The 25,841-nt window shown below is 70.8% G+C and carries 3 protein-coding genes (1 of these 3 cut by a window edge); all 3 read right to left on the reverse strand.

The annotated features are described in order from the left end of the window. Tightly spaced (each overlapping or abutting the next), the 3 genes in view from ABZ803_RS29640 to ABZ803_RS29650 form a layout consistent with a single transcriptional unit that may run on beyond the window. Window positions 1-1,932: a thioesterase domain-containing protein gene (locus ABZ803_RS29640; protein ID WP_357044327.1), complete on the reverse strand. Its 1,932-nt coding sequence runs from the start codon at window positions 1,930-1,932 to the stop codon at window positions 1-3. Then, on the reverse strand, window positions 1,929-14,195 hold the full coding sequence (locus tag ABZ803_RS29645; RefSeq protein ID WP_357044329.1) for a thioester reductase domain-containing protein: 12,267 nt from the start codon (window positions 14,193-14,195) through the stop codon (window positions 1,929-1,931). The genes ABZ803_RS29640 and ABZ803_RS29645 overlap by 4 nt, the downstream gene beginning before the upstream one ends. After that, window positions 14,192-25,841, reverse strand: partial view of an SDR family NAD(P)-dependent oxidoreductase gene (locus ABZ803_RS29650; protein WP_357044331.1) — the 3' portion only. The gene runs 10,124 nt beyond the window's last position; the window shows 11,650 of its 21,774 coding nt (coding positions 10,125-21,774); the start codon falls outside the window, past its right edge — the gene reads right to left on this strand; it ends in the stop codon at window positions 14,192-14,194. The genes ABZ803_RS29645 and ABZ803_RS29650 overlap by 4 nt, the downstream gene beginning before the upstream one ends.

The raw sequence follows: 25,841 nt of genomic DNA on the forward strand, positions 1-25,841 counted from the left end.
TCAGGCGGATACCGCGTGGGGGCGGACAGCGGCGAGCTTGTCCGCGAGCGAGCCGAGCAGCGCTGCCCGCTGCTCGACGAGGAAGAAGTGACCGCCGGGCAGCAGCTCGGTGGAGCGCAGTCCCGGCAGGACGTCACGCCAGGCTTCCAATTGCGTGACCGCCACCTGCCGGTCGTCCCGCCCGCCGAACAGGTGGGCCGGGCACGACGGCGCGGCGGCGGGAGTGAACCGGTAGTCGTCGAAGATCTCGAAGTCGCTGCGCAAGGCGGGCAGGAACAACGCCATCACCTCCGGGGTCTCGCGCACCTCGGGCGGAATGCCGCCGTAATGACCTACCGCGGCGACGAACTCGTGATCCGGCAGGTCCGACAAGCGCCCCGGCCTGGGCAGGTGCGGGGCCACCGCGCCACCGAGGAACAGCGCCCGCGGCGCGATCGGATCGGGCAGGCGGCGGGCCACCTCGTAGGCGGTCAGCGCGCCGAGGCTGTGACCGAAGAAAGCGAACGGGAGATCGGTCAGGGGCAGGACCTGGGCCAACGCGGCGTCGACGAGATCGGTGAAGCGGCGGATGGGCGTCTGCGCCAGATGACGCTGCCGGGCGGGCAGTTCGACCACGCACAGCTCCACCCAGTCGGGCAGCTCGCGCCGCCACGGCGTGTAGGCGGCGGCTTTGCCGCCTGCGAACGGCCAGCAGAACAACCGCAGGCCGGCAGTACCCGCGGTCTTGCGGTGGATGGTCAGCCCATCCGTCTCGGCCGGTCGCGTCGATCCGCGGGTGGGCGAAGTTGCTCCCGAAGCCGGGTCAACTCCTGCCACAGCAGTTTTCGGTTGTGGGGTGGTCGACCCTACCGGCGACGTCGCAATGATCCCGGGCGGGATGCTGTCCGGTTCGGGGACCGCCGACGCTGCCACCGACACGGAAATCGTGTCAGGGGCGATGCGTTCGCGCTCAGGGGCCGATGCTGCCACCGTAGCCATAGCGGGCTCGACGGCCGCATGTTCAGATCCCCCTTCACCGCGGAGGGTCCGCAGATCGCCCACCGTCGCGATCCGGGTCACCGGCGCGCCCAGCGTGGCGAAGAACTTCGACAGCGGCGCCGACGGGCCGACTTCGTAGCGGGGGGTGCCCGAGCGCAGCAACGCGCGCATGTTCGCCGTCCAGCGCACCGGAGCGGAGATCTGGCGCACCAGATGCTCGGCGAGGGTTTCGGGCCGGTGCAAATCCCCGGTGTAGTTCGAGGTCACCGCGACCGAACGCTCGGTGCGGATGCGCGGCGCGCAGTCGGTGAGATGTCCGGCGAACTCGGCCTCGATGCCGCGCATCCACCGCGAGTGGAACGGCGCGCTCACCCGCAACGGGACGAAACGCAACTGCGGATGACGTTCGGCCAGGACGACGCGCGCGGCCGCGACCGCCTCGCGCGCACCGCTGATGACCAGCTGATCGGTCGAATTGTCGTTGGCCACCTCCGCGCCCGCCTCGGCCACCAGCTCCGCCACTCCGGAGCCTGCGATATCCGGGAGGATCAGCGCGGCCATCGCGCCCGCACCCTCCGGCGCGGCGCGCTGCATCAGCGCGCCACGCGCGCGCACCAAGCGAACCCCGTCGGCGAGTTCGAACACGCCCGCCGCGACCAGCGCGGCATACTCGCCCAGGCTGTGCCCGCCGAAAGCGACCGGCCGGAAACCGAATTCGGTCACCAGCACCCGGTACGCGGCGATCTCCATGGTCAGCACGCACGGCTGGGTGTACTCCGTGCGATGCAACCGCGGATCGCGCTCGGCGCAGATCCGCAGCAGGTCCTCGCCCACCGCGGCGCTCGCTTCGGCGAAAGTCTCGCGTGCGAGGGGGTATTCGGCGCAGAAGTCCGCTCCCATCCCCGTGCGCTGGGCGCCTTGGCCGGGGAAGACGATCGTGCACTCGGCGCTCATCGCAGCACCTCCGCGGCCGGCTGGGCCCCGCGCGGCGCCGGGATGTATCCCACCTCGGCGCAGTGCGCCAGATACACCCGCACCAGATCCTCGGTCGGCGGACAGTCGATGCCCGCGGCGCCGAGCACCCGCCGGGTGTAGGCGCAGTCGGCGTAGGAGCTTTCTTCGTAGTGGATGGTGCCGAACAGCTCGATGCCGTACTTGAACATCTCCAGGGTCTGGCTGTCGTAGACCTCGTCGCTGCCCAGCCGGTAGATCTGCCGGTCGGTGGCCCGGCGATGGAATTCCTCGAGCGGCACCAGATCCACTTCGTAGCCCGCGCGCTGGACGTAGCGCACCACGTCGTAGTAGCGCCGGATATCGGGGTTGGTCAGGTGGTAGGTCTCCCGGTAGGTGGGGCGGTGCAGGGCGATGTGCACGATCGCGGCGCTGACGTAATCGACCGGGGTGATGTCCCAGTGCACCGGCGTCAGCATCGTCTCGCCGGTCTCGATCATCGTCTTGAGGATGTCGTAGTACGCGCCTTTGACGCTGACCTCGGAGAACGGGTACCGGCCGGTGCGGCTGTCACCCATGATGTTGCCGGGGCGCACGATGTCCCACAGCAGTCCGCGCTCGCTCGCCGCCCGGATCAGCTTCTCGGACTCGTACTTCGTCTGCTGGTAGGGCAGATGGTCGTAGCCTTGGCCCAGTTCGAGATCGCGCTCGGTGAACGGCGGGTTGTTGAAGTTGAGCCGATCACCCAGTGCGCTGAAGCTCGACACGTACATCAGGTACTTGCCGCGTGAGCGCAACGCGAAGTCCACCGCGCGGCGGGTGCCTTCGACGTTGATCGGGGCCAGCGCGTCGTAGAAGGTGACCAGGGTGGTGCGGCCCGCGGCGTGGATGGTCAGGTCCACCTCGTCGGCGAGCCGGTGCCAGGTGTCCTCGTCCAGGCCGAGCCGTTCGCTGGAGACGTCGCCGAGCACGGTGGTGACGCGCTCGGCGAATGCCCGCTCGAGGGTCGCGTCCGGATCGTAGGTGGCCAGGAAGTGCTTGATCCGCTGCTCGGCCACGGCCACGGTCTTGCCGCGCACCAGGCAGGTCACCCGCACGTCGGTGCGCGTGAGCAGATCGTGCAGCAGCTTGCCGCCCAGCACACCGGTCACGCCGGTGATGAAGACCGATCGCACCGGGATCGGGGCGTCCATGGTCACCGCGGGAATGTCGTGCTGGGTCGCGGTGGCCGCGCTGACGGCGGTGGGGCGCGGGGCGTCTTGCGCCGCGCCGGTGATGATGCCCTCGGCCACCAGATAGTGCGACAGCGCCGCGATGGTCGGATACAGCTCGGTCGATTCCGCCGGGATCTTGACGTCGTAGTGCTTCATCAGCCGGTTGAGCATCCGGACGGTGGCCACCGAGTCGAACCCGAAGTCGGTGAAATCCGCGTCGAGGTCGAGATCGGCCGGATCGGTCTTGGTCAGATCGGCGAAGATGTCGCGGATGTGCTCGGCGAGCCGATCGCGCAACGCGCTGTCGAATTCGTCGGCGGACGGCTCGGTGGTGACCGATTCGGGGGGTGTCTGCACCGGTTCGGCGGGCACCGGTATGTCTCGGTGCGCCGCGCCGTTCGTGGAGTGCCCGTTGCGCCGATCTTCCGATGGCGGCTCGGCTTCCCGCGCGACCACCGTCTTCGCGACCACCTGCGATACCGGGTCGGTGCGCCGCTGGTAGTCCTCGGGCACGATCCAGTACCTGCGCCGCGCGAACGGATAACCGGGCAGGCTCACGATCCGGCCGAACGGCCGCCGGTAACCCTGTTCCCAGTCCACGGTCCACCCGCCGGCCCACAACTCGGCGACCCGCGGCAGATTGCCCGAGCGCAGCAGTGCGCCCACCTCGGCGCGCTCGGCATCCGACTCGCCGGGCAACTCGTCGAGGTCGCGGTGGGTGCGGGCCACCCCGCGGAAGACCAGCAGGCCCTCGGCCGGTGCCGGTGCGCTCGAATCGGCTGTGCTGTCGAGCAATTCCACGAGTTCGGCCGTGGAGGTGGCCACCACCGCGAGGCGATGCTCGAAGGTGGCCCTCCCGACGGCCAGCGTCCACGCCACGTCCGGCAGCGCAAGCGGATGCTCACGCAGCCGGTCGGCGGTGCGAGCGGCCAGTTCCGCGAGCCGGTCGGCGTCGCGCGCGGACAACACCACGATCCTCGGCCGCCCGTCTTCGGCAGTCGGCGCGACGGGTTCGGCGTCGGTGAGGATCACATGGGCGTTCGAGCCTCCCGCACCGAACGAGCTGACGGCGGTGACGCGGGGCCTGCCGTCGGCGGGCCGCGGCCATGGCGTGGGCCGGTCGATGACGCGGAAGGGAGTCTTGGTGAAGTCGATTCCCGGGTTGGGCGGGTCGCTGTGCAGATTCGGCGCGATGGTGTCGTGGCGCAGCTGCAACAGCGCTTTCACCACGCCCGCCGCGCCCGCCGCCGCTTCCAGATGCCCCACACTGGATTTCGCCGAGCCGATGCCGCAATAGCCACTCGCGGACGTCGAGCGGCGATACGCCTTCGTCAGCGCCGCGATCTCGATGGGATCACCCAGCGCGGTACCGGTGCCGTGGGCTTCCACGTAGCCGATGTCGCCCGCCTCGACGCGCGCCGCGTCCAGGGCGCGGCCGATGAGGTCGGCCTGAGCGACCGGATTGGGGACGGTGAACCCGTTGGTGCGCCCGCCGTGGTTGAGGGTGCTGCCGCGGATCACGCCGTAGACGCGGTCACCGTCGGCGCGCGCGTGCCGCAGCGGTTTGAGTACGAGAGTGACCACGCCCTCGCCCGGCACGTAGCCGTCACCGCCGGCGCCGAACGACCGGCAGCGGCCGTCGGTGGAGGCCCAGCGGCCGTAGCCGAGCAGCAGGTACTTGCCGGGGTGGATCGACACGTTCACCCCGCCGGCCAGCGCGTAGGCCGCTTCGCCCCGGCGCAGGCTCGCACAGGCCAGATGCAGCGCGGTCAGCGATGCCGAGCACGCCGTGTCGACCGCGAGACTCGGGCCGTTGAAGCCGAAGTGGTAGGAGACCCGGTTCGCCACCGCGAAATAGCCCGAGATCGGCACACCGACGAATGCCTGATACTCGGCGTAGCCCACGCCGGCGAAGACCCCGGCATCGGGCAAGCCGCGGGCCGCGGCGCTGCGGCGCACCCGCTCCGGCGAGTAACCCGCGTCTTCCAGTGCGGCCCAAGAGGTTTCGAGGAACAGCCGTTGCTGCGGGTCCATCTCCTCGGCGTCTTTGGGGGTGATGCCGAAGAAGCGGGCGTCGAACTTGTCCACGTCGTCGAGGAACCCGCCCCAGCGGGCATAGGTGGTGCCCGGCTCGTCGGGATCCTCGGAGAGGTATTCGCGGTGATCCCAGCGTTGCGGCGGCACCTCGACGATGCAGTCGCGTCCTGCGCTCAGGTTGGCCCAGAACTCCTCGACGGTGCCCGCCATCGGGAACTTGCCCGCCATGCCGATGACGGCGATGTCCTCGGAATCATGCGCATCGTCGAGGATCGGCTCGGCGGATTCGGCAGCAACGCTTTCCGGAGCAACCGTGTGCGCTTCCCTGGGTGCGCCGGCGGGTGACGGCGTCACGGCAGCGGGGTCGGCGGTGAGGGCGGCCACGCGCGGCGAGTGCTCGTCGGCGAGATAGCCCGCGAGGTCGCGGACGGTCTGATACTCGAAGAACAGGGTGCTCGGCAGCGGACCGAAATCGGATTCCAGCCGGTCGTTCATCTTGCTGATCAGCACCGAATCGATGCCATAGTCCTGCAACGGAATGCGGGTGCGGATCCGTTGCGGGTCGAGTCGGCAGTACTGGGCGAGTAAACCTTTGAGGTAGGTTTCGGCGGCCGGTCGCAACGGGGAGACCTCGGTGGCAGGGCTCACGAGTCCATGCGGCTGCTGATCGGCCGCAGACGCCACCGATCCACGCGCTGGGTCGTGGGCGACATTCTGGAGTCCCCTGTCGCCCGAAGGTGCGGCCGCCGATACCGCCGAGCCGCCGGCGGCCTGTCGCGGTGCCGAACTGCCATCGAGTGCCCTCGTCTCGGTCGCCGCCGGTGCGGGGGCAGTCTCGCCTACACGCAGCGCTTGCGGCGCCGCGTCGGTCGACGGCGACGCGGCGCGGTGCGTTGCCGCAATCGTCCGGGGCTGGGCGACGTCCCGGGGCTCACCGCTGCGCTGAGGTTCGTGGACGCCCGCTGGGTGGGAAGCCCCTGCTGTTTCGGAGGCGCCTGCGAAATCGGCGGCGACCGCAGGCTTCGAGACACTCACCGGTCCGGAAACCTCGTGGAAGCGCCCAGCGTCGTTCGCGTACCCGGAGGAGATCGAATCACTCGCCTCCGGCGCCCAGCACCTTTCTCGGTCGAACTCGTATCCGGGCAGATGAATGCGGCGCGCGGCCGGATCGATCCAGCCCGCGTGTTCGACATGTCCACCCTCGACCCATTGCCGTGCCGCTGCTACCGGGTCCTCCAGCACGAGGGCACCGGCCCGGTCGGTGGACGGGGTGTCGACGGTTCCGGTGAAGACGCCTGCCGGACGGTCGCCCTCGGCGAAAGCCGCCAGCCGCGCCGCGATCGCGTCCACCGAGTCTCCGACCACGGCGAGCCGATGCTCGAAACCGGCGCGCCCGAATGCCAGGGTGCGCGCGATGTCCGCGGGCACCAGCTCCGGATGCGCGGCCAGGTGCCTGCGCAGCGACCGCGCCATCCGGGTCAAGCTCGTCGCGCTGCGGGCCGAGAGCACCACCAGCTGCGGGCCGCCCCGTAGATCACGGCGGGCCGTCACCGGCTCCGGTGCGCCGTCCACCACCACGTGCGCGTTGGTGCCGCTGAAACCGAACGAACTGATCGCGGCCCGCCGTGGTGCGCTGTTCCACGCGCGCAGTTCGGTATTGACGAAGAACGGCGACTCGTCCAATCCGAGCAGCGGGTTCACCGAATCGACGTGCAGCGAGGGCGGCAGCTGTCCGGCACGCATGGCCAGCAGCACCTTGAACAGGCTCGCCATGCCCGCGGCATGCGAAGCGTGCCCGATGTTCGATTTCACCGATCCCACCGCCACCGCGCCGACCGCGCCGGTGTAGCGCCGGAAAGCGGCGGTGAGCGCCTCGATCTCGATCGGATCACCCAAACGCGTTCCGGTGCCGTGCGTTTCGACGTAACCGATGGTGGACGGATCGATCCCGCCGTCGCGATACACCGCCAGTTCCAGTTCGGTCTGCGAACGCACGCTCGGGGCGGTGATGCCGTTGGTGCGGCCGTCGTGATTGACGCCGATCCCGCGAATCACCCCGTGGATGGGGTCGCCGTCGCGTTCGGCGGCGGCCAGCGGCTTGAGCACCACCACGCCGACGCCCTCGGCGATCACGAAACCGTCGGCGCCCGCGTCGAAGCTCGCGCACCGGCCACGCGGCGACAGCATGCCCATCGAGGAGGCGAGCAGGTGGTACTCGGGCGTCACGAACACCGCGACACCCCCCGCCAGCGCGAGCTCCGACTCGCCGGCGGCGAGGCTGCGGCAGGCCTGGTGCAACGCGACCAGCGCCGAGGAGCAGGCGGTGTCCAGCCCCAGACACGGGCCGGTGAGATCGAGGTGATAGGCCACCCGGGCGGGCAGGATAGCCGGACTGTTGCCGGTGAACATGTGGTGGGAACCGGCCGCTCCGCGGTTGCGCAGCAGGTTGGCGTAGTCCGACCCCGGCGACCCGGCGAACACCCCGCACCGGGTGCGCCGCAACGACTTCGGGTCGATGGCGGCGTCTTCCAGCGCCAGCCAGCTGTGCTCCAGGAACAGCCGCTGCTGCGGATCCATGTAGTCGGCTTCGGCGGGCACCATGTCGAAGAACGCCGGATCGAACTCCTCGACACCGTCGAGGAATCCGCCCCACTTGGAGTAGGTCTTGCCCGGGGTCACCTGCCCTGCCCGGAAGTAGTCGGCGATCGGCCAGCGCGTGAGGGGAACCTCGGTCACCGAGTCCCGGCCATCGGCGAGATTGCGCCAGAACTGCTGGAGGTTCGCCGCGCCCGGGAACTGCCCGGACATGCCGATGATGGCGACGTCCATCGATGCCGACCTCTCGCTGGACTGCGCAGCCTGCGCAGCGACGGTTCGGGCGCCCGACGGCGCCGTGTTCGAGACGGGAGATGTCCGGGCGGGCATCTGTGCCGCCGATGCGCTCGCCGCCGTGGCTCCTTGTCCGGCCAGGTGAGCGCTGAGCAGCCGTACCGACGGATGGTCGAACACCACCGTGGGGCGCAGCGCACAGCCGTAGCGGGCGTTCACCCGGTCGATGATCTTCACCGCCAGAATGGAATCGACCCCGTACTCCGACAACGGCAAGTCCGCGCGCACCTCGCCGCGCGCCACACCCAGTCCGTCGGCGACGATGGCGACGAGCTCGGCCTCCAGCGCCGCGGCATTGCCGGGCTGCGTGGATGCGCTCACCGTGGCGAGTTGTCGCGCGGCGACCGAAGGTTCGGCCTGCCGAACGGCGGCCGGTTCAGCGGCGACCGCGAAATGGGGCTGCGCGGCGGCAACCGGCTCGGCCGCGAAGTGGCGTTGTGTAACGGAATCCGGCTCGGCTGCCATCCCCGGCGGGAGCGGCGCACGGGCGGTGGGTTCGGCGGTGACCGCGAAAGAGGGCTGCGCGGTCGTGGCCGGTGCGGTAACAACGGGAGCGGCCTGCGCAGCGCCGGGCGCGGTGGCGCTGACCGCGGCCAGCAGCCGGAAACTCGGTTCCTCGTCCGCCGACAGCTCGGGACCCCACGAACGGACTCCGGAGAATCCCGCCGCGGACAGCGCGGCCTGCCATTGTGACTCGGACAGCAACGGGGAGTGCGGGATACGCGCCTCCGGATCGCGGTAGCCGTGCCAGCCCTCCAGCAGCCCGAAGGTCAGCGCGAGCACCTCGAGGTCCGTGGTCGCCTCGGTGAACGCGAGCACACCGCCGGGCGCCAGCAACCGCCGGATGTTGCGCAGAGTCGCATCGATCGACCGCGTCGCATGCAGAACGTTGGCGCACAGCACCAGGTCGGCCTCGTGCGCGGAGAATCCCTGCGCGACCGGATCGGCGTCGATATCCAGCACCGCGAAACGCAGGTTCTCGCGCGTGCCGAAGGTACGCCGTCCGTGGGTGAGGAAACTGTGCGAGACGTCGGTGTAGTGATAGTCGAACGCGATCCCGCTCGCGGTGAGCGCGTCGAGCACCGCGTGCGTGGAACCGCCCGTTCCCGCCCCGATTTCCACGATCCGCAGCGGCCGTGTGTCACCGGTCCGCCGCGCGACCGACGCCACCAATTCGGCGAGCAAGCCGTTGGTGAAGTCGTAGGCGGCGTTGCCTCGGTAGATCGCGCCCACCAATGCGAGGTCGCCGCCGGGGAACAGCACCTCCGTCGCGGACAGCTCCCCACGCAGCACGCGCGGATACGCCGCGAGGCAGGCCTCCAGCAATGCCACGTAGGGCGCGGTTTCCGGGAAGCGGGCCAGCAGGTCGGCGCGCATCCCGCCGGTGCCGGGTGGCGGGCCGGGGACCTCGAACCGGTCGTCGTGCCGGCGCACGAGCCCGTGTCGTTGCAGGATGTCCAGGCAGCTGGTGCGCAGCCGATCGAACCCCGGTCGCACTCCCAGGCGCGCGTCCAAGGACTCCTGAGTCCACTCCCCCGCAGTGAGTCCCATGCCCGTGAGCGTGGCGAACAGCAGCATCGCCGCGTAACGGCCGAGTTCGGCTCGACCGGGCTCCACGATGCCGGTGGGCTGCAGCGCCGCCTCGAATCGCCGCACCGCGGTGTCGAAGCCCGCGCGCGGCGGCGCGATGATCCAGTAGTCGGTGCGCTCGAACGGATAGCCGGGCAGCGGGATCCGGCGCCGCGGCCCGCCGCGCCCGCGCCAATCGATGTCGGCGCCCACCACCCATCGGCGGGCCAGTTCCTGGGCGCCGGTCACCGGCGCGAGCGGCTGGGTTTGTGCTTCGACGGTTCCGCTGACCACCGGACCGCTTTGGCCGGTGCGGAACCGGTCGAGTGCGTCGGCCAGCTCCACCGGGGAGGAGGTGACCACCGCGAGACGGTGTGCCAGCGCGGGCCTGCCCACCTGCAAGGTGCGCAACGCGTCGAGGAAGTCCGCGGGATCGAGGGTGCGGAAGTGCCGCGCCATGATCTCGGTGTAGCGGTGCAGCCGCTCCGGGGTGCGCGCCGAGAGCACGAAGATCTCGGGTTCCCCCGTCCCGGCCTGGGCGATCCGGTCGTCGACGAATTCGGCGAGCACCACATGGGCGTTGGCGCCACCCGCGCCGAACGCGCTGATGCCCGCGTGCCGCGCCACCGCGACGCCGTCGACGGTGCGGCGTGGCCAATCCTCCAATTCCCGTGGCAGGTGGAAGGGCACCGAGTCGAACGCGATGGCCGGATCGGCCTGTGCGGCGTGCGGCGTCGGCGCGATTCGGCCGTGGCGCATCTGCAACAGCACCCGCGTCAGGCCCGCGACGCCCGCGGCCGCTTCCAAATGGCCGACGTTCGACTTCGTGGACCCGAGTGCGCGGGAGCGACCGCTGCCCCCGGACCTGCCGAACACCGCTGCCAATCCGGCGATTTCGATCGGATCGCCGAGCGGTGTCCCGGTGCCGTGCGCCTCGAGGTAGTCGATCGCGGCGGGGTCGACCCCGGCCGCGCGCAGGGCCTCGCCGATCACCTCGGCTTGCGCTGCGGGGTGCGGCACGCTGTATCCCGAGGTCTGCCCGCCGTGGTTGACCGCGCTGCCGAGAATCAAGCCGTGGATGGTGTCGCCGTCGGCGCGGGCTGCCGACAGCCGCTTCAGAAACAGCGCGCCGACGCCCTCGCCGGGGACATAGCCGTCGGCGCCGGCGGAGAAGGGCCGGCACCGGCCGCTGTCGGACATCATGCCCAGGCTGTGCAGCAGCAGGAATTTGTCCTCGTGCAGCAGCAGATTCACACCGCCCACGATCGCCGCGTCGCATTCACCGTCCAGCAGACTGCGCCGCGCCAGATGCAGCGCGGTCAGCGACGCCGAGCACGCCGTGTCCACGGTGAGGCTCGGGCCGCGCAGGCCGAGGGTGTAGGAGGTGCGGTTGGCGATGGACGACGGGATGGAGGCCACCGCGACGGGATCTCCGTCGCGGGTGGCCGCCACCCCGAGCAGCCGGTAGTCGCTCCAGGTGGCGCCCACGAACACACCGACGCGGCGTGCCCGCACGGCCGGATCGGTGTGGTGGTAGCCGGCGTGCTCGAGCGCCGCGTAGGCCTGCTGCAGGAACAAACGCTCCTGCGGGTCCAACAGCGGCGCCTGGACGGGCGGGATCCGGAAGAATCGCGGGTCGAAACCGCCCACATCGCGCACGAATCCGCCGATCATCGGCGGCGCGCCCGGAGTGCCCTGGACGGCGGTGAGCCACCAGCGTTCGGCGGGGACCGGACGCACCGCGTCATGCCCGTCGCGCAGATTGCGCCAGAACTCCTCGATGTCGTCGGCGTCCGGATAACGGCCGCTGATGCCGACGATCGCGATCGGTTCCTCGGCAGGCGCGCGGTGCTCGTCGCCCGGCACCGGCTCGGCGGCAGCGGCGGTGGACGCGACTGCCGGTTGAAGTCGTGCCCGCAGTGCTTCGGGCTCGCCCCAAATCGCCGCGAGGTGCGCGCGGTCGCGCGTGGCACAGGACAACAGCAGATCGATTCCGGTCGCGGTGGGCAGCAATCCGGCACCGGCCCGCCGCAGCGCGGCGATCTGCTCGGCGGGCGGGCGCATGCCGCCCTCGGCCCACAGCGGCCAGCCGACGCTGATCGTCCGGCTTCCGGCCCGATCGCGCTGTTCGGCGAAGACGTCCAGATAGCGGTTGGCCGCCGCGTAATCGGCTTGCCCGGGATTGCCGAGCACCGCCGACACCGAGGAGAACAACACGGTCAGCCGGGCCTCCGGTAGCGCCCGCGTCAAATGCTCGACGCCGTAGACCTTCGGCGCCAGAACGGATTGCGCGTCGTCGCGGCCGGTGCTCGACAGCAACCCGTCGCGCAACTGTCCCGCCCCGTGGTAGAGCACATCGACCGGTCCGAAGGTGGCGTGGGCTATCGCGGCGACGCGTTCGGCGTCCGCGGCCACCGACACATCGGCGCGCACATGAACGGCTTCCGCGCCGAGGCCGGCGAGCTCGCCGAGCAGTCCGGCGGCCGCCGCGTCGAGCGGACGGCGCGACACCAGGACCAGGCGGGCGCCGTACTCGCCGGCGAGGCGGCGAGACAGCTGCTGCCCGATTCCACCGAAACCTCCGGTGACGACGACCACCGATCCCGGGCGCAGCACCGCGCCGGCGGAACCCGGCACGGTGCCGGTGAGCAGGCGTGCCCGGCGGACCTGGCGTCGTCCGCCGTGGTAGCGGATCTCGGTGTCGGGATCGCGTTCATCGACGCCCAGCTCGGCGGCCACCAGGTCACCGATCGCCTCGGCGGGGTCGCGCTGCACGGCACGCAGAAGAGGTTGCGGCTGCTCGAGCCGCAGCGTGCGCGCCAAGCCGCCCAGGAGTGCGCAACTCGATTCACCCGCGGGGGTAGCAGGCGTGACAGCGAGCACCCGGCGCACCGGCGAGTGCGGCACCTCCGCCGCCGCGCGCAGTAGATCGCGCAGCGGCAGGTACACCCGCTCGATCAACGTCTGCGGATCCGTGGCCGCTTCGGTCCACAGATACAACGCGGCGTCGAAGCGCAGCCGCCGTGCTGTCAGCTGTGCGACCAACAGCTGCATGTGCTGCGAGTTCGCCGGGTCGACGACGAAAGCATCAGTGCCGGAGACGAATTCGATGCCCGGTCGGACGCGGATGACGGTGGTGGTCTCGTGGTGCGGGTAAGGGTGCTCGGCGGTGTCGAAGACGAGCAGCCCCTCCGGTACGCGACGCGGATGCGCGGTGGCGTCGGGTTCCCAGTCGAATCCGAAGGTGATCAGTTCGTCCGCTCCTGCGGAAACCGCGACGGCTGTGACCGCTTCCGTCGGCGGCGCGGCGGTGCGCACGTCCGCGACGGATGCTGTCGCGGTCACGACCGGCTCGTCGAAGGCGGTACCGGGGGCGGGATGCGCTGGGGCGTCATGGGGCCGGTACTTCGTGCCGACGGTGTCGGCGAGATGTCCGGCGAGCGCCTCGATGGTCTGGTACTCGAACAGCAGCGTCGGATAGAGCGGTTCGCCGACCCGCGCCTCCAGCTCCGCGGTCAACCGCAGCAGGCGCCCGGAATCCAGGCCGAGCTCATAGAACCCCACATCCGTCGCGATGCCCGCGGGATCGGCGCCGAGTTCGCTCGCGACCAGAGCAGCCAAGTCGGCGGCGATCACCGCACGCGGATCACCGGAGGCAACGGCCACAGGGGTGGAAGCGGTCGGTCGCGGGGATGTCGACTCCACCGGTGTCAGCAACCGCTGAATGTCCGCGCTGCCCCGCACCCGCTTGGACGTCAGCCGATAGCCGACCACCGGCGATCCGTCCCGGTCGTAGAGGGCTACCTCGGCTTCGAGCAGGTCTCCGCGGTGCCCGCCGCCGCGGACGGTGGCCCGCACGAAGACCTCCTCGGGAGTGGCCCGCCAAGCGCGCACGTCACCGAAGTAGATCGGGATGAACGCGCTGTCGTCGTCCACGCCGAGGCGATGCGGGTCGATGAACGGCACGATCGTGGAGGCATCCAGGAACGTGGGATGCAGCAGGAATCCGGGCAGATGCGCGGCCGCCTCGGGGCCCAGACCCAGTGTCGCGGTGACCAGGTCGTCGCGGCGGTCGAAATGTCCTGTGGCGCGCATGAAGTCGCGATGCTCGATTCCCCGGCCGCCGCTCTGGGCGTACATCTCGGTCATACCGCGCGCCCGCGCCGACGCCCGGAATGCGGCCGCATCGATGCCGGGCGGCTCGGCAGCCGAATCAGCGGGTAGCACAACGCATTCCGCGACCGGCTCGTTCGGCCCGACGGGCCGGCCCGCCGCGTCCAAGCGTTGCACGTCGATGGCGATGCGGCCGGTCGGGCGATCGACCCGGAACGCGATGCGCACCGCGTCGTCGGCACCGAGGGCCACCGGACGCTGGAACAACGCCTCCCGGATCGTCAGGTCGCCGGGCCGGTAGCCCGCGGCCATCGCCGCACGCAGGATCATGTCGAGATACACCACGCCCGGCAGGATGCGGACACCGTGCACCCGGTGGTCACGCACCACCGGGTCCTCGGCTCGCAGGGTGGTGGCGAAGCTGTCCAGGTCGATCCCGCTCATCGCAGCGGCTCCACCCGCAGGAACGACGGCGCGGGTGCGCTCGGCGTCATCGGGACCACGATCCGCGGCGCGGGCTCCGTCGATGTGCTGGGAACCGTTTTCGGCAGCATGAAGCTCCTCTTGCGGAAGGCGGGTGGATCCAGGGGGTGGCGCGTCGGCCGGTGCCCGTCGGGGGCCTGTTCGATGACGAGGTGGGCATTGGTGCCGCCGAAGCCGAACGAGCTGACGCCCGCCGCGCGGGGCCTGCCGTCGGTCGGCCGCCACGGGCGCAGTTCCCGGTTGACCCGAAGCGGCGAACCGGTGAACTTGAAACGCGGATTGAGGTTGTCGCAGTGCAGCGACGGCGGCAGCGCCGCGTGGTGCACGGCGAGGATCGTCTTGACCGCCCCGGCGATGCCCGCCGCGGACAACAGATGGCCGATATTGGTTTTCACGCTGCCGACCGCGCACGGCTCCGGGCCCCGCGAGCGGTCGCCCAGCACGGTCGCCAACCCCTTCAGTTCGATGGGGTCGCCGATCATGGTGCCGGTGCCGTGCGCCTCGAGATACGACAGCGCGTCCGGCGACATACCCGCCGCCTCGAGCGCGGCGGTGACCACCTCGATCTGCGCGCGCATGTTCGGGGTGGTGATGCCCATGGTGTGCCCGTCGTTGCCGATCGCCGAGCCGCGCAGCACCGCGTAGACCCGATCGCCGTCGGCGAGGGCGTCGTCGAGCCGCTTGAGCAGCAGCAGCGCCGCACCTTCGCCCGGCACGAAACCGTCGGCGTCCTCGGAGAAGGTCGCACACCGCCCGTGCGGGGAGAGCACACCCGCCGCCGACAGGGTGACGAACGGCATCTCGTCGAGCAGCACCTCCACCCCGCCGGCCAGCGCCGCGTCGACTTCGCCCGACCGCAGCGCCTGGCAGGCCAGATGCACCGACAACAGCGACGACGAGCACGCGCTGTCGAGCACGACGTTGCCCGCGTGCCAGTCGAAGAAGTCGGAGATGCGCGCGGCGATGAAGTTCTGCCCGATGCCGATCACGGTGTGCCGGTCGGGCAACGGAATCCGGTTGAAGTAGTTCGCCGCCCGGCTGCCCGCGTAGACGCCGACCCGCTTGCCGGCCAGCTCGTCCCGCCGGTATCCGGCATCGGTGGTGGCCAGCACCGAGGTCTCGAGCAGCAGCCGCTGCAACGGGTCCATCTGCCAGGCGAGTTCGTCGGTGACCGCGAAATACTCCGGATCGAACAGATCCACACCGTCGACGAACCCGCCCCACTTGCTGTTGGTCAGCCCGGGGCCGCCGGTGGGGCGGTAGAACCGGGCGGGATCCCAGCGAGCCGGGTCGACCTCGCGGATGCCGGACGCACCGGCGGCCAGCAGCCGCCAGAACGCCTCCGGAGTGTCGCCGCCGGGCAGCCGGCAGCCGATGCCGATCACCGCGATCGGCTCGGCTGCCCGGCCGCGGCGTGCGTCGGCCGCCCAGGTGGTCGCGGTGGGGCGTGACGTTCCGTGCTGCTCCGTCTGCGGCGGGGCACTGGACGCACGCTGCGGGTCGGCAGGCGAATCCGGTGGCGGTGCGGGCGCGAAGCGTTCCGGATACTGCTCGGTCAACAGACTCGCCAGCTCGTCGAGCGTCGGGAATTCCAGCACCAGCGCCGGGTCGAAGGGCTGACCGACGACCTGCTCGATCCGGCGCACCGCCGAGGCGATCAGCACCGAGTCCGCGCCGTACTCCTCGAACCGTTTGTCGCCCTCGAAACGGGCCGGGGCCAGCTTCAACTCGTCGGAGAAGATGCGCAGCAACTCCTGATACGCCTCCGCCGACCCGGTCGCCGCGGCTTGCCGCGCAGCCGGTGCGGCCGCCGTTTCCGGCGCGGGACGGCCGGTGCGTGTCGAAAGATTCGCTGCCGCACCGTGATATGGCAATACGACCGGCGCGGGCAGTCCGAGCACGGCGTCGAGCAGCTCGAACCCCTCCGCGGCGCTGAGCGCCGGAAGGCCGGTGGCCCGATAGGCCGCGCTGGTCACCTCACCGAACCCGGTGCCACGGAACGACGGCCACTCCACCGACCGGAAATAGGGTCGTCCCAGCGCGTGCTGGGCTTCGGCGAAGCGGTCCAGATGCGCGTTGGCCATCGCGTAATCCGACAGACCCACCGCCAAGCCGGGCAGCACGGCCGACACCGACGAGAACAACACGAAGAAATCCGGACGGTCGGCGGCGAGCACGTCGGCGAGGACCGCCGTACCCGCCAGCTTGGGTTCGAGCACGGTCGCGATGGCGGGGCCGGTCTTGCGCACGAACGCCGGACTCTCGCCGGAAACGCTTCCCGCGCAGTGCAGCACGCCACCGATGGGACCCAGCTCGCGCCGTACCCGGTCGAAGAAGCTCGACAGCGCCGTCTCGTCGGTGAGACTGCCGAAGTAGGTCCGCACCGCGACGCCGCGATCACGCAACGCGACCAACCGCCGCACTTTCTCCGCCACCGGCCCGGATCCGGTGGCCACGCGGTCCCATTCCGGTTCCGGCGGCAGCGGATCGTGGCCGAGCACGGCCAGACGGCGCGCTCCACGCTCGACCAGCGTCGCCGCGAACTCCGCGCCGAGTCCGCGCGTCCCGCCGGTCACCACGTACGTGCGGGTGGGATCGATGACGAGACCCGCAGGTGCGGACGCGTCCGCCAGTTCGACGGCTTCGCGGGTTCCGTTGCGATACCGCACCCGGGGGCAGCTGTCCTCGGTGGCGGCGCACTCCGCGCCCAGGATGGCCAGCAATCGCGCGGGATCGGCGCACACCGCCTCTCGCTGGGCGAGCACATGGACGCTGCGCGTGCGCACGTCACGGATTTCCGCGGCGAGCGCGGCGACCAGACCGCCCAGCGGCGCGGCTTCCGGGCCGTCGGCACCGACGTGGCCGCCGCCGACGTGCACCAGCGCGAGCGAACCGGCGCGCGCCTCGAGCACACCCTGATACAGCCCCATCCGGCCGAGGTCACCCGTGGGCCTACCTGCCGGCGCGGGAGCGAGATCGCACACGTCGAGCACACAGTCGGTATCGGGGTAGCGCGCCGCGAGCGCCCGGCCGAGAGCCGCGCCCGCGTCGAAGTCGTCGCGATTCAGCTCGCCCGGCAGGTCCGACAGTCGCACCAGACGGCCCCGATCGCCCGCTGCGGCGGCGAGAGCCTCCACCAGAGGGTGGGGAGTACGTGCGTCGTACACGATCAAGCTACGGCGGGAACGCAGGTCACCGCTGGGGAGCGGAGCTTCTCGCCATACCGGAACCAGCAACCGGCGTTCCGCTGAAGCGGGTTGCCGCATCGCTTCAGGTCGGCCGACGAATGTGGACCACGACGAGGACTGCGGCGACACGGACTCCGCGGCGATCCGGTCCGATGAGATCGGCGGTCCCGCGGTGCCGGACCCTGACGCGGCTTGCGGCATCGACTCCGGCGTGAACGCGGATCCCCGCTCCTGCGCAGCCTGCGGCACCGTGACGGACCCGGGCGCAGACCGTTGACCCCACATGGGTTGCGGCGATGCGCTGTCCGGTCCGGACGCCGACTGCCCGCCGGGGGTGGGCTTCGTGACGAAATCGGAGCCCGGCGCGGTCTGCGGGCTCGGCGCGGAAGCGGAGCCGGGCACCGGCGCGACGTCCGGAATCCAGTATCGCTCCCGGGCGAACGGATAGGTCGGCGCGGGAATGCGACGGCGAGGTCCGGGATCTCGGACGGTGGCCCAATCGATGTCACCGCCGTCGAGCCAGCGCGCGATCCGGGAGTCCTCCCCCGCATCCCGGCACGACCTGGCGGCGGGTGCGTCGTCGACCCAGGCGCGCACGGCGGCGCGCAACCCGTCGATGTCGCGGGCGACGAACGCGGCGCGCGCGCTGCCCGCCTGACGGCCCACCTGCATCGTGTAGGCCAGATCGGCGAGGTTCGGTTGTTGCGCGGCGAGGAAACGGTCCAGCGCGGCAACGTACTCCGCCAGCCGGTCGCGGTCGCGAGCCGAGACCGGAACGACCTGCCCGCCACTGAACCGGGTCGGCGGCCTGCGGTCGACGTACTCTTCGATCACCACGTTGGCGTTGGCCCCGCCCGCTCCGAACGAACTCACCGTCGCCCGGCGCGGGCGCGCCGGATCCCCGCCGGGCCACGGCAGCGGCTCGGCCGGAATCCGGAACGGCGTCGCCGCGAAGTCGATGTTCGGGTTGACCGGAGTGGCGTGCAACGACGGCACGATGGTCCGGTGACGCAGTTGCAGCAGCACCTTCGTCATGGCCGCGACACCGGCCGCCGCCTCGAGGTGGCCGACATTGGACTTCACCGAGCCGATCGGTAGCTCGGACACACCGGATCCACCGAAAACCTTGGACAGACCGGTGATTTCGATCGGATCACCCAGTGCGGTGCCGGTGCCGTGCGCTTCGATGTAGGACACCGATGCCGGGTCGACCCCACCGGCGCGCAGCGCCGAGCGGATCACCGCCGCCTGCACGTCGGGATTGGGCACCGTGAACCCGTTGACGCGACCGCCGTGATTGATCGCGGTGCCCTTGATGACGCCGTAGATGGTGTCACCGTCGGCTTCGGCGTCGGCCAGCGGCCGCAGCACCATCGCCCCGACACCCTCACTGGCCACATACCCGTCGCCGCCCGCGCCGAAGGAGCGGCAGCGGCCGTCGGTGGAGGCGAACTGCCCCTGGCTGAGCGCGACGAACTTGTAGGGATGCAAGGACAGATTGACGCCGCCGACCACCGCCAGCCTGCATTCACCGGTGCGGATGCTCTGGCAGGCCAGGTGCAGCGCGGTGAGCGAGGACGAGCACGCCGTGTCCACCGCCATGCTCGGCCCCTGGAAGTCCAAGGCGTGCGAGACGCGGTTGGGGATGCTCCAGAACGTCGACCCGGGCAGCGTGCCGCGCCCGAGCCGGGACTCCTCGGCCCCGAACATCTGGTAGGTCCCCCACATGACGCCGACGAACACCCCGGCCTGCTCCGGGCGCAAGCCGCCGCGGGCCAGGTCGGCGCGGGAATGCCCCGCGTCTTCCAATGCGGCCCAGGCGGTTTGCAGGAACAGCCGCTCCTGCGGGTCCAGGATTTCCGCCTCGCGCGGGGAGATGGCGAAAAACAGCGGATCGAAACAGTCGACGTCGTCGAGGAATCCGCCCCACTTGGTGTAGGAGGTGAACGGGTTGTGTCGGTCGGGAACGAAATAGCGGGTGTGGTCCCAGCGCTGCGGCGGGATCTCGGTGACGCAGTCGCGTCCCTCGACCAGCACCCGCCAATACGCGTCGAGTCCGTCGGCGCCCGGGTAGCGGCCGCTCACACCCACGATCGCGATATCCCCTACCGCGCCCGTGCCGCGGCCGGCATCCGAGGCGGTGGCCGGGTCGATTGCGGTCGGTGTCGCGAACGAGTCGGCCGCGGCGCGTCGGTCGAGCGGCTGGTGTGTGAGCTGCCGGTCGTCCGCGAATGAGCGGCCGTTGGCGCCGGGCTCGTCGGCGCGTGCTGCTGATTCGATGTCGGCCGTCTGCGGCCGAGCGTTGCCCTTCGGTGTGATCGAAGCATCCGCGTCGTGCCTTGGAGCAGCGGGCGTCCGCGCCGCCGTTCGATCGGAGGAATCGCCATGGCTCTCGATCGACGGCGGCACGAACGGCTCGGCAGCGGATCCGAGCCGCACCAGCAGGCCGACCACTGCGCGCGGGGTGGGGTACTCGAACGCCAGCGTCGCGGGCAAGCGGTGACCGCTGCGGCGGGACAGCTCGTCACGGATCTCGAGGGCCGCGACCGAATCCAGCCCGAGTTCGTGCAGCGGACGATCGAGATCGTCACCGGGCGCCAAGCCCAGGCAACGCCGAACCAGAGCCTCCATCTCGGCGGTCGGATCGCTTGCGGCGGGGACGTTGCCGACATCCGCGACAGTGGGCGCGACCGAATCCCGCAGCACATCCGGCACGTCGGCTTCGCCCGCCTCCGGTCGCGCGAGCCGCAGCACGGTGACCGCCGGTAGTACCGAACCGAGGAGGTGGGCGAGCGTGTCGAAGGCCTGTTCAGGGCGCAGCATGCCGTAGCCGCGCCGGGCCAGCCGCTGCACGGCGCCGCTGCCGAGTCGCTCGACCATCCCGGTGTCCGCCCACGGGCCCCACGCGATCGACAGCGCGGGCGAGCCCGCCGCACTACGCGACTCGGCCAGACCGTCGAGGAAGGCGTTGGCGGCGGCATAGCTGGACTGCCCGGGCAAACCGACCACCGCCGCGGCCGAGGAGAACAGCAGGAAGAAACGCAGAGAACGAGCCGCGGTCAACTCGTGCAGGTGCCATGCGCCGAACGTCTTCGGCGCGAGAACCCGCCCGACGCGTGTTGCCGTCTGCTCGGCGACCACGCCGTCATCGAGCACCCCGGCCAGGTGCACCACGCCTGCCAGCGGCGGCAGCTCGCGGTCGATCCAGTCCAGCGTCGCCGCCACGGCGTCGCGATCGGCGACGTCGAGCGACCGCACCACGATCCGCGCCCCCCGCCCCCGCAACTCCGCGATGACCGACTCCGCTCGGGCATCGGGTGCCGACCGCCCCGCGAGCACCAGCTCCGACCGACCCTGATCGACGAACCAGCGAGCCAGCCGCAAGCCGACTCCGCCGAGACCACCGGTGATCAGCACCGTCCCCCCCGCTGCGGACGCCACCGCCGACTCGCCCGGCGTGACTTCCAACGGCACCAGCCGCGGCACACGCCGACGTCCCCGGCGCAGCGCGAGCTGGCGCGGCCCCTGCGGCGTGACGAGCGCGTCGACCACCGAGCGGACGTCGCCCAGCTGATCGAGATCGACGATTCGACAGCCGATTTCGCGGTGCTCGAGCTGCGCGCTGCGCGCGAAGCCCCACAGCGCGGACTGCTCGGGAGCCACCTGATCGGTGGGATCGACCCGTTGACCGTGGCGGGTGAGCAGCCACACCGAGGGCTCTCCGGCCAGCGCCGCGGCCTGCACGAGATGCACAGCGCCCACCACCAGACGTTCCGCGGCGACCGGCGCCGGGGCATCGTCGGCGCAGAGGGCGAGCGCCGAGACGATCCCGCGCAACGATGTCCGTCCGTCGCTCACGGCGCCGAGCAGCGCACGCACCGCCGCAGGGACGCCCAGGTCGACCTCGAACTCGTTTTCGGCACGGAATGCGAAACCATCGCCGGGCCGGGCCAGGACGCACTCCGCTCCTCGCGCCCGCAAAGCGTCGGCGAGTCCCTCGGTGAAATCTCCGGGCGCGCCGATGATCAGCCAGCGCCCGGCCGCCGAGGCGGGCAGTGCCGCGCCGGTCTCCTGCCAGTCGATGCGGTAGGCGTCCGTGACGGTCCGATCGTGCGGCGCACGGGACGGCTGTCCGCCCGCGTTCGGCGTGGGTGTGGGCATCACGCGCAATCCGTTCGCGACCAGCACCGGGCGACCCTCCTCATCGAGCAGGCGAACATCGGCGACACACAGCTGTGGCGTCTGCTCGACGACGCGCACATGGCCGAATCGAACGGTGCCCGCCGCGACCGAGACGAGTGCCTGGTCGATCGCGAACGGCACCCACGTCTGCTCCTCGGCCCTCGGCGACATCGCCGCGTAGGTGGCTTGGAACGCCGCGTCCAGCAGAACCGGATGCACCATGCCCACGCCGCTGTCAATGTCGGGATCCGACAACGTGACCAGGGCTTCGCCGCGGCCGAAGCGCACACCGGTGACGCGGCGGAACGCCGGGCCGTAGGGCAGGCCCGCTCGGGCCAGCAGCTGGTAGAAGTTCGCTGCCGCGAGGTGTTCCGGACAGTTGCCGAGGATCTCCGCCAAACCGGGACCGCCCGGAATCCGGCGCGTTCCGGTGTGGATGTGAGCGCGTGCGTGCGTACCGGAACCTTCGGTCGACACCTGCACGGCCCACCCGTCGCCGGTCGGCTCGACGTGCACCCGCACCGGCTGCGGGCCGCTCAGCGTGAGACCGCGGGCGATCACGAGGTCATCGATCGCGATGATGTCACCGGCGACGAGTTCACGCGCGGCGTCGGCGATAGTCGCGACGAACCACGCTCCCGGTACGACGACAGCCCGATCGACGACGTGATCGGCCAGATAGCGCGGAGACTCCGGACCGAGTATCAGATCGAAAGACGCCGTCCCGCGCGAATTCGGATAACCGGAACGGCCTTCCTGTCGAGTGGGAGTCGGCACCGGAGCGTTGTCCGGTCGTACCGGGTTCGTATGCGATGTGGCAGCGCCGTTCGAGGCGTTCCGCGTAGCAGCGGGCGGCGTCGGAATGAAGGCCGCGAAGTCGGCAGTGGCTTCGGAACGCGCGGCGGACTGTTTCGACTGCGCTGGAAGCAAATCACCGGGAGCGGGAACGCTGAGTGCAGCGGCCGACGCGCTCTTCGAGTACTCAGGGGCAGCTCGGTTCGAATCCGGAGGCGGCGCATCCTCGGGTCGTGATGAGCGGCCCGCGAATCGCACCGGCGCGGTGTCTCGCTCCGCGAGCGCGCCTCCGGAACGCAGCGCGAGATCCGACCTCGGCCCGGAGTTACCCGGCGGCGTCGACGCGGCTGTCTCGGATCGCGAGTCGATCCAATAACGTTGCCGCTGAAACGGATACGTCGGGGCGAGCACACGCCGCCGATCACGCGGCCGGTGCACCTGCTCCCAGTCCACCGGCGCGCCCGCCACATACAGCTGCCCGAGCGCGGTCATCATCGTCTCGCGGTCACCGCGTCCGCGGCGCAGCGACGCGGCGAACCGTGCCGAGCCGCCCAGCGCTCGCTCGCCGAGCGCCGACAACGTCGGCTGCGGACCGATTTCGAGGAAGTCGCCGATGCCCAGCTCGGCCATGGCCCGCATGCCCTGGGCGAACCGCACCGGTTGACGCGCATGCCGCGCCCAGTACTCCGGCGTGAGTTCCCCCGCGCGCAGCGGCGCACCGGTGAGGTTCGAGACCAGCGGGATCGCGGGGTCGGTCATCGTCGCGCCTGCGGCCGCCGCGGCGAGGTCATCGAGGATCGGATCCATCGCCGCGGAGTGGAAGGCATGCGAGACGGCGAGTTCGGCGGTCCGGATACCGCCCGCCGACAACTCCTCCCGCAGCAGATCGAGCGCGGCTCGTGGCCCGGCGACCACCACCTGTGCCGGTCCGTTGTAGCCGGCGATCGACACCGCGGGTTCATGCCGTGCCACGAGCGGGGACACCTGCTCGGCCGGAGCGTCGACGGCCACCATCCCGCCGCCGTCCGGCAGACGCTGCATCAGCCGCCCCCGCGCGGCGACCAGGCGCAGGGCGTCCTCCATGGTCATCGCGCCCGCCGCGCAAGCGGCGACGTACTCCCCGACGCTGTGCCCGAGCACCGCCGCCGGAGTGATGCCCCATGCCCGCCACAGTTCCCACAGCGCCCACTCGACGGCGAACAACACCGGTTGGGTGAACATCGTGCTGCGCAGCAACTCTGGCCCGTGATCTCCGTACACGGCTTCGACAAGCCCGATTCCGTCCGCGATCGGTCCCAGCACCGTGTCGCAGCGCCGCAGGGCGTCGCGGAAGACCGGCTCGGAATCGAACAACTCACGGGCCATGCCGGGGTACTGCGATCCCTGCCCGGTGAACAGCAGCGCCACCTTCGCGCGCGCTGTTCGCTCCACCCGGCCGCGAATCAGGCCGGACCGGTTCCGCAGCTCTCGCGCCGCGGCGTCGCCGGACTCGGCGACCACCGCGAGCCGCTCTTCGAAATGGGTGCGGCCGGTCGCGGCGGTATAGGCCAGATCCGCGAATAACGCGCCCGCCGAGTCGATTTCGTCGGCCCACCGCCGGGCGCTGTCGGTGAGGGCTGTTTCGTCGCGTGCGGACAGGACGAGTACCTCCGCGGCCGGAGATTCCGGTCGCGGCGCCTGCGCCGGATCGCCCTGCGCCAGAACGACGTGCGCGTTGGTGCCGCTCATCCCGAAGGAGCTGATCCCGATCGCCGGTTCGTGGCCGGTGCGCGGCCAGTCCCGCCCTTCACGCACGACTTCCAGCGGCAGTGCGGCCCAGTCGATCAGCGGATTGGGTGTGTGGAAGTGCAGGCTCGGCGGTATCCGGTGGTGCTGCAACATCAGCACCGCTTTGATGACCCCCGCGACACCGGCCGCCGCCTCGGCGTGCCCGATATTGGTCTTCACCGACCCGATGAGCAGCGGCTGCGTGCGGCCCGCCCCGTACACCTCGGCCAGCGCGGTGGCCTCGATGGGATCACCGAGCGGGGTGCCGGTGCCGTGCGTCTCGACATAGTCCACCGCGGCAGGCCGCACGCCCGCCCTCTCCAGAGCGTCGGCGATGACGCGTTGCTGGGCCGGGCCGTTGGGCGCGGTGAGACCGTTGGATCGGCCATCGTGATTCACCGCGACGCCACGCACCACGGCCAGCACCCGGTCGCCGTTGCGGCGGGCCCGCGACAGCCGGGTCAGCACCAGCACGCCACAACCGTCGGCGCGGACGTAGCCGTTGGCGTCGGCGTCGAACGCGCGCGATCGTCCGTCGGGCGAGAGCGAGGCCAGACGGCAGAACCCGATGGTGGTCTCCGGCGCCAGTTGGAGGTTGACTCCACCCACCAGCGCCAGATCGCAACGGCCCGCGCGCAATCCGTCCGAGGCGGCTTGCAGCGCTACCAGCGACGAGGAGCATGCCGTATCCAATGTCATCGCCGGGCCTTGCAGTCCGAGGACGTAGGCCAAGCGCCCGGCCGCCACGCTCGGCGCCGAACCGATCACCGAATAGGCGCCGATCGCGGTCGGCTGGGCGGCGCGCGTCGGTGTTGCCGCATACTCACTGAAACACAGTCCGACGAACACGCCGGTGCGGCTGCCCGCCAGTGTGCCGGGTGCGCGGCCCGAGCGCTCCAGCGCCTCCCAGCTGGTCTCGAGCAGTAGGCGTTGCTGCGGGTCCATCGCGCGCGCCTCCGCCGCGCCGATACCGAAGAACGCGGGATCGAATTCGTCGGCGCCGTCGACGAAACCGCCCCAGCGGGTGTACATCGTGCCCAGGGCCGCCTGGTCGGGGTCGTAATAGGCGTCGATGTCCCAGCGCTGCGGCGGCACCTCGGTGATCGCGTCACGTCCGTGCCACAGCAGGTCCCAGAACTCCTCCGGTGTGCGCACTCCGCCGGGGAAACGGCAGCTCATGCCGACGATGACGATCGGGTCGTTGGTGGACTGGTCGCTTCCGGACGCGCCTTCGGCCGAAATGTTCCCCTCCACTGACTGTTCTCGCGGCCCCGGCACCGGAAGTTGGTGCGTGGACGTGACCGCGGAGTAAGTCGTGGGCGTGACCAGAGGTTGCGGCGTGCGCGCGACCGCAGAGTGTGGCGTGGGCGGAACCGCGGAGTGCGGCGCGGACGCGACCGGAGAGCGTGTCGTGGTCGCGACCGGAGGCTGCGGCGTGGGTGGGACTGCGAAGGGTGGCGCGGACGGAACCGCGGAGTGCGGCGCAGCCGAAATCTCAGACTGAGGCGCGGACGGAACCGGAGGCACGTAATCGGCGGTTTCGTGCTCGCCTCCAGTGGAGGCGACCGCACCCTTTCGGTGCAGGAACCGCGCGATGTCACGCACGGTCGGGTAGTCGAAGACGAGCCCGGCCGGCAACGGCATCCCCACCTCGGTGGCGAGCGCGGCACGCAAC

The organism is Nocardia sp. NPDC047648, assembly GCF_040642815.1.
In the GTDB taxonomy this organism is placed as follows: Bacteria; Actinomycetota; Actinomycetes; order Mycobacteriales; family Mycobacteriaceae; genus Nocardia; species Nocardia gamkensis.

What these genes read in the sequence shown, in the direction of transcription:
- ABZ803_RS29640 (WP_357044327.1), bottom strand. Translation starts at nt 1,932, where the DNA reads ATGAGCGCCGAGTGCACGATCGTCTTCCCCGGCCAAGGCGCCCAGCGC.
- ABZ803_RS29645 (WP_357044329.1), bottom strand. Translation starts at nt 14,195, where the DNA reads ATGAGCGGGATCGACCTGGACAGCTTCGCCACCACCCTGCGAGCCGAG.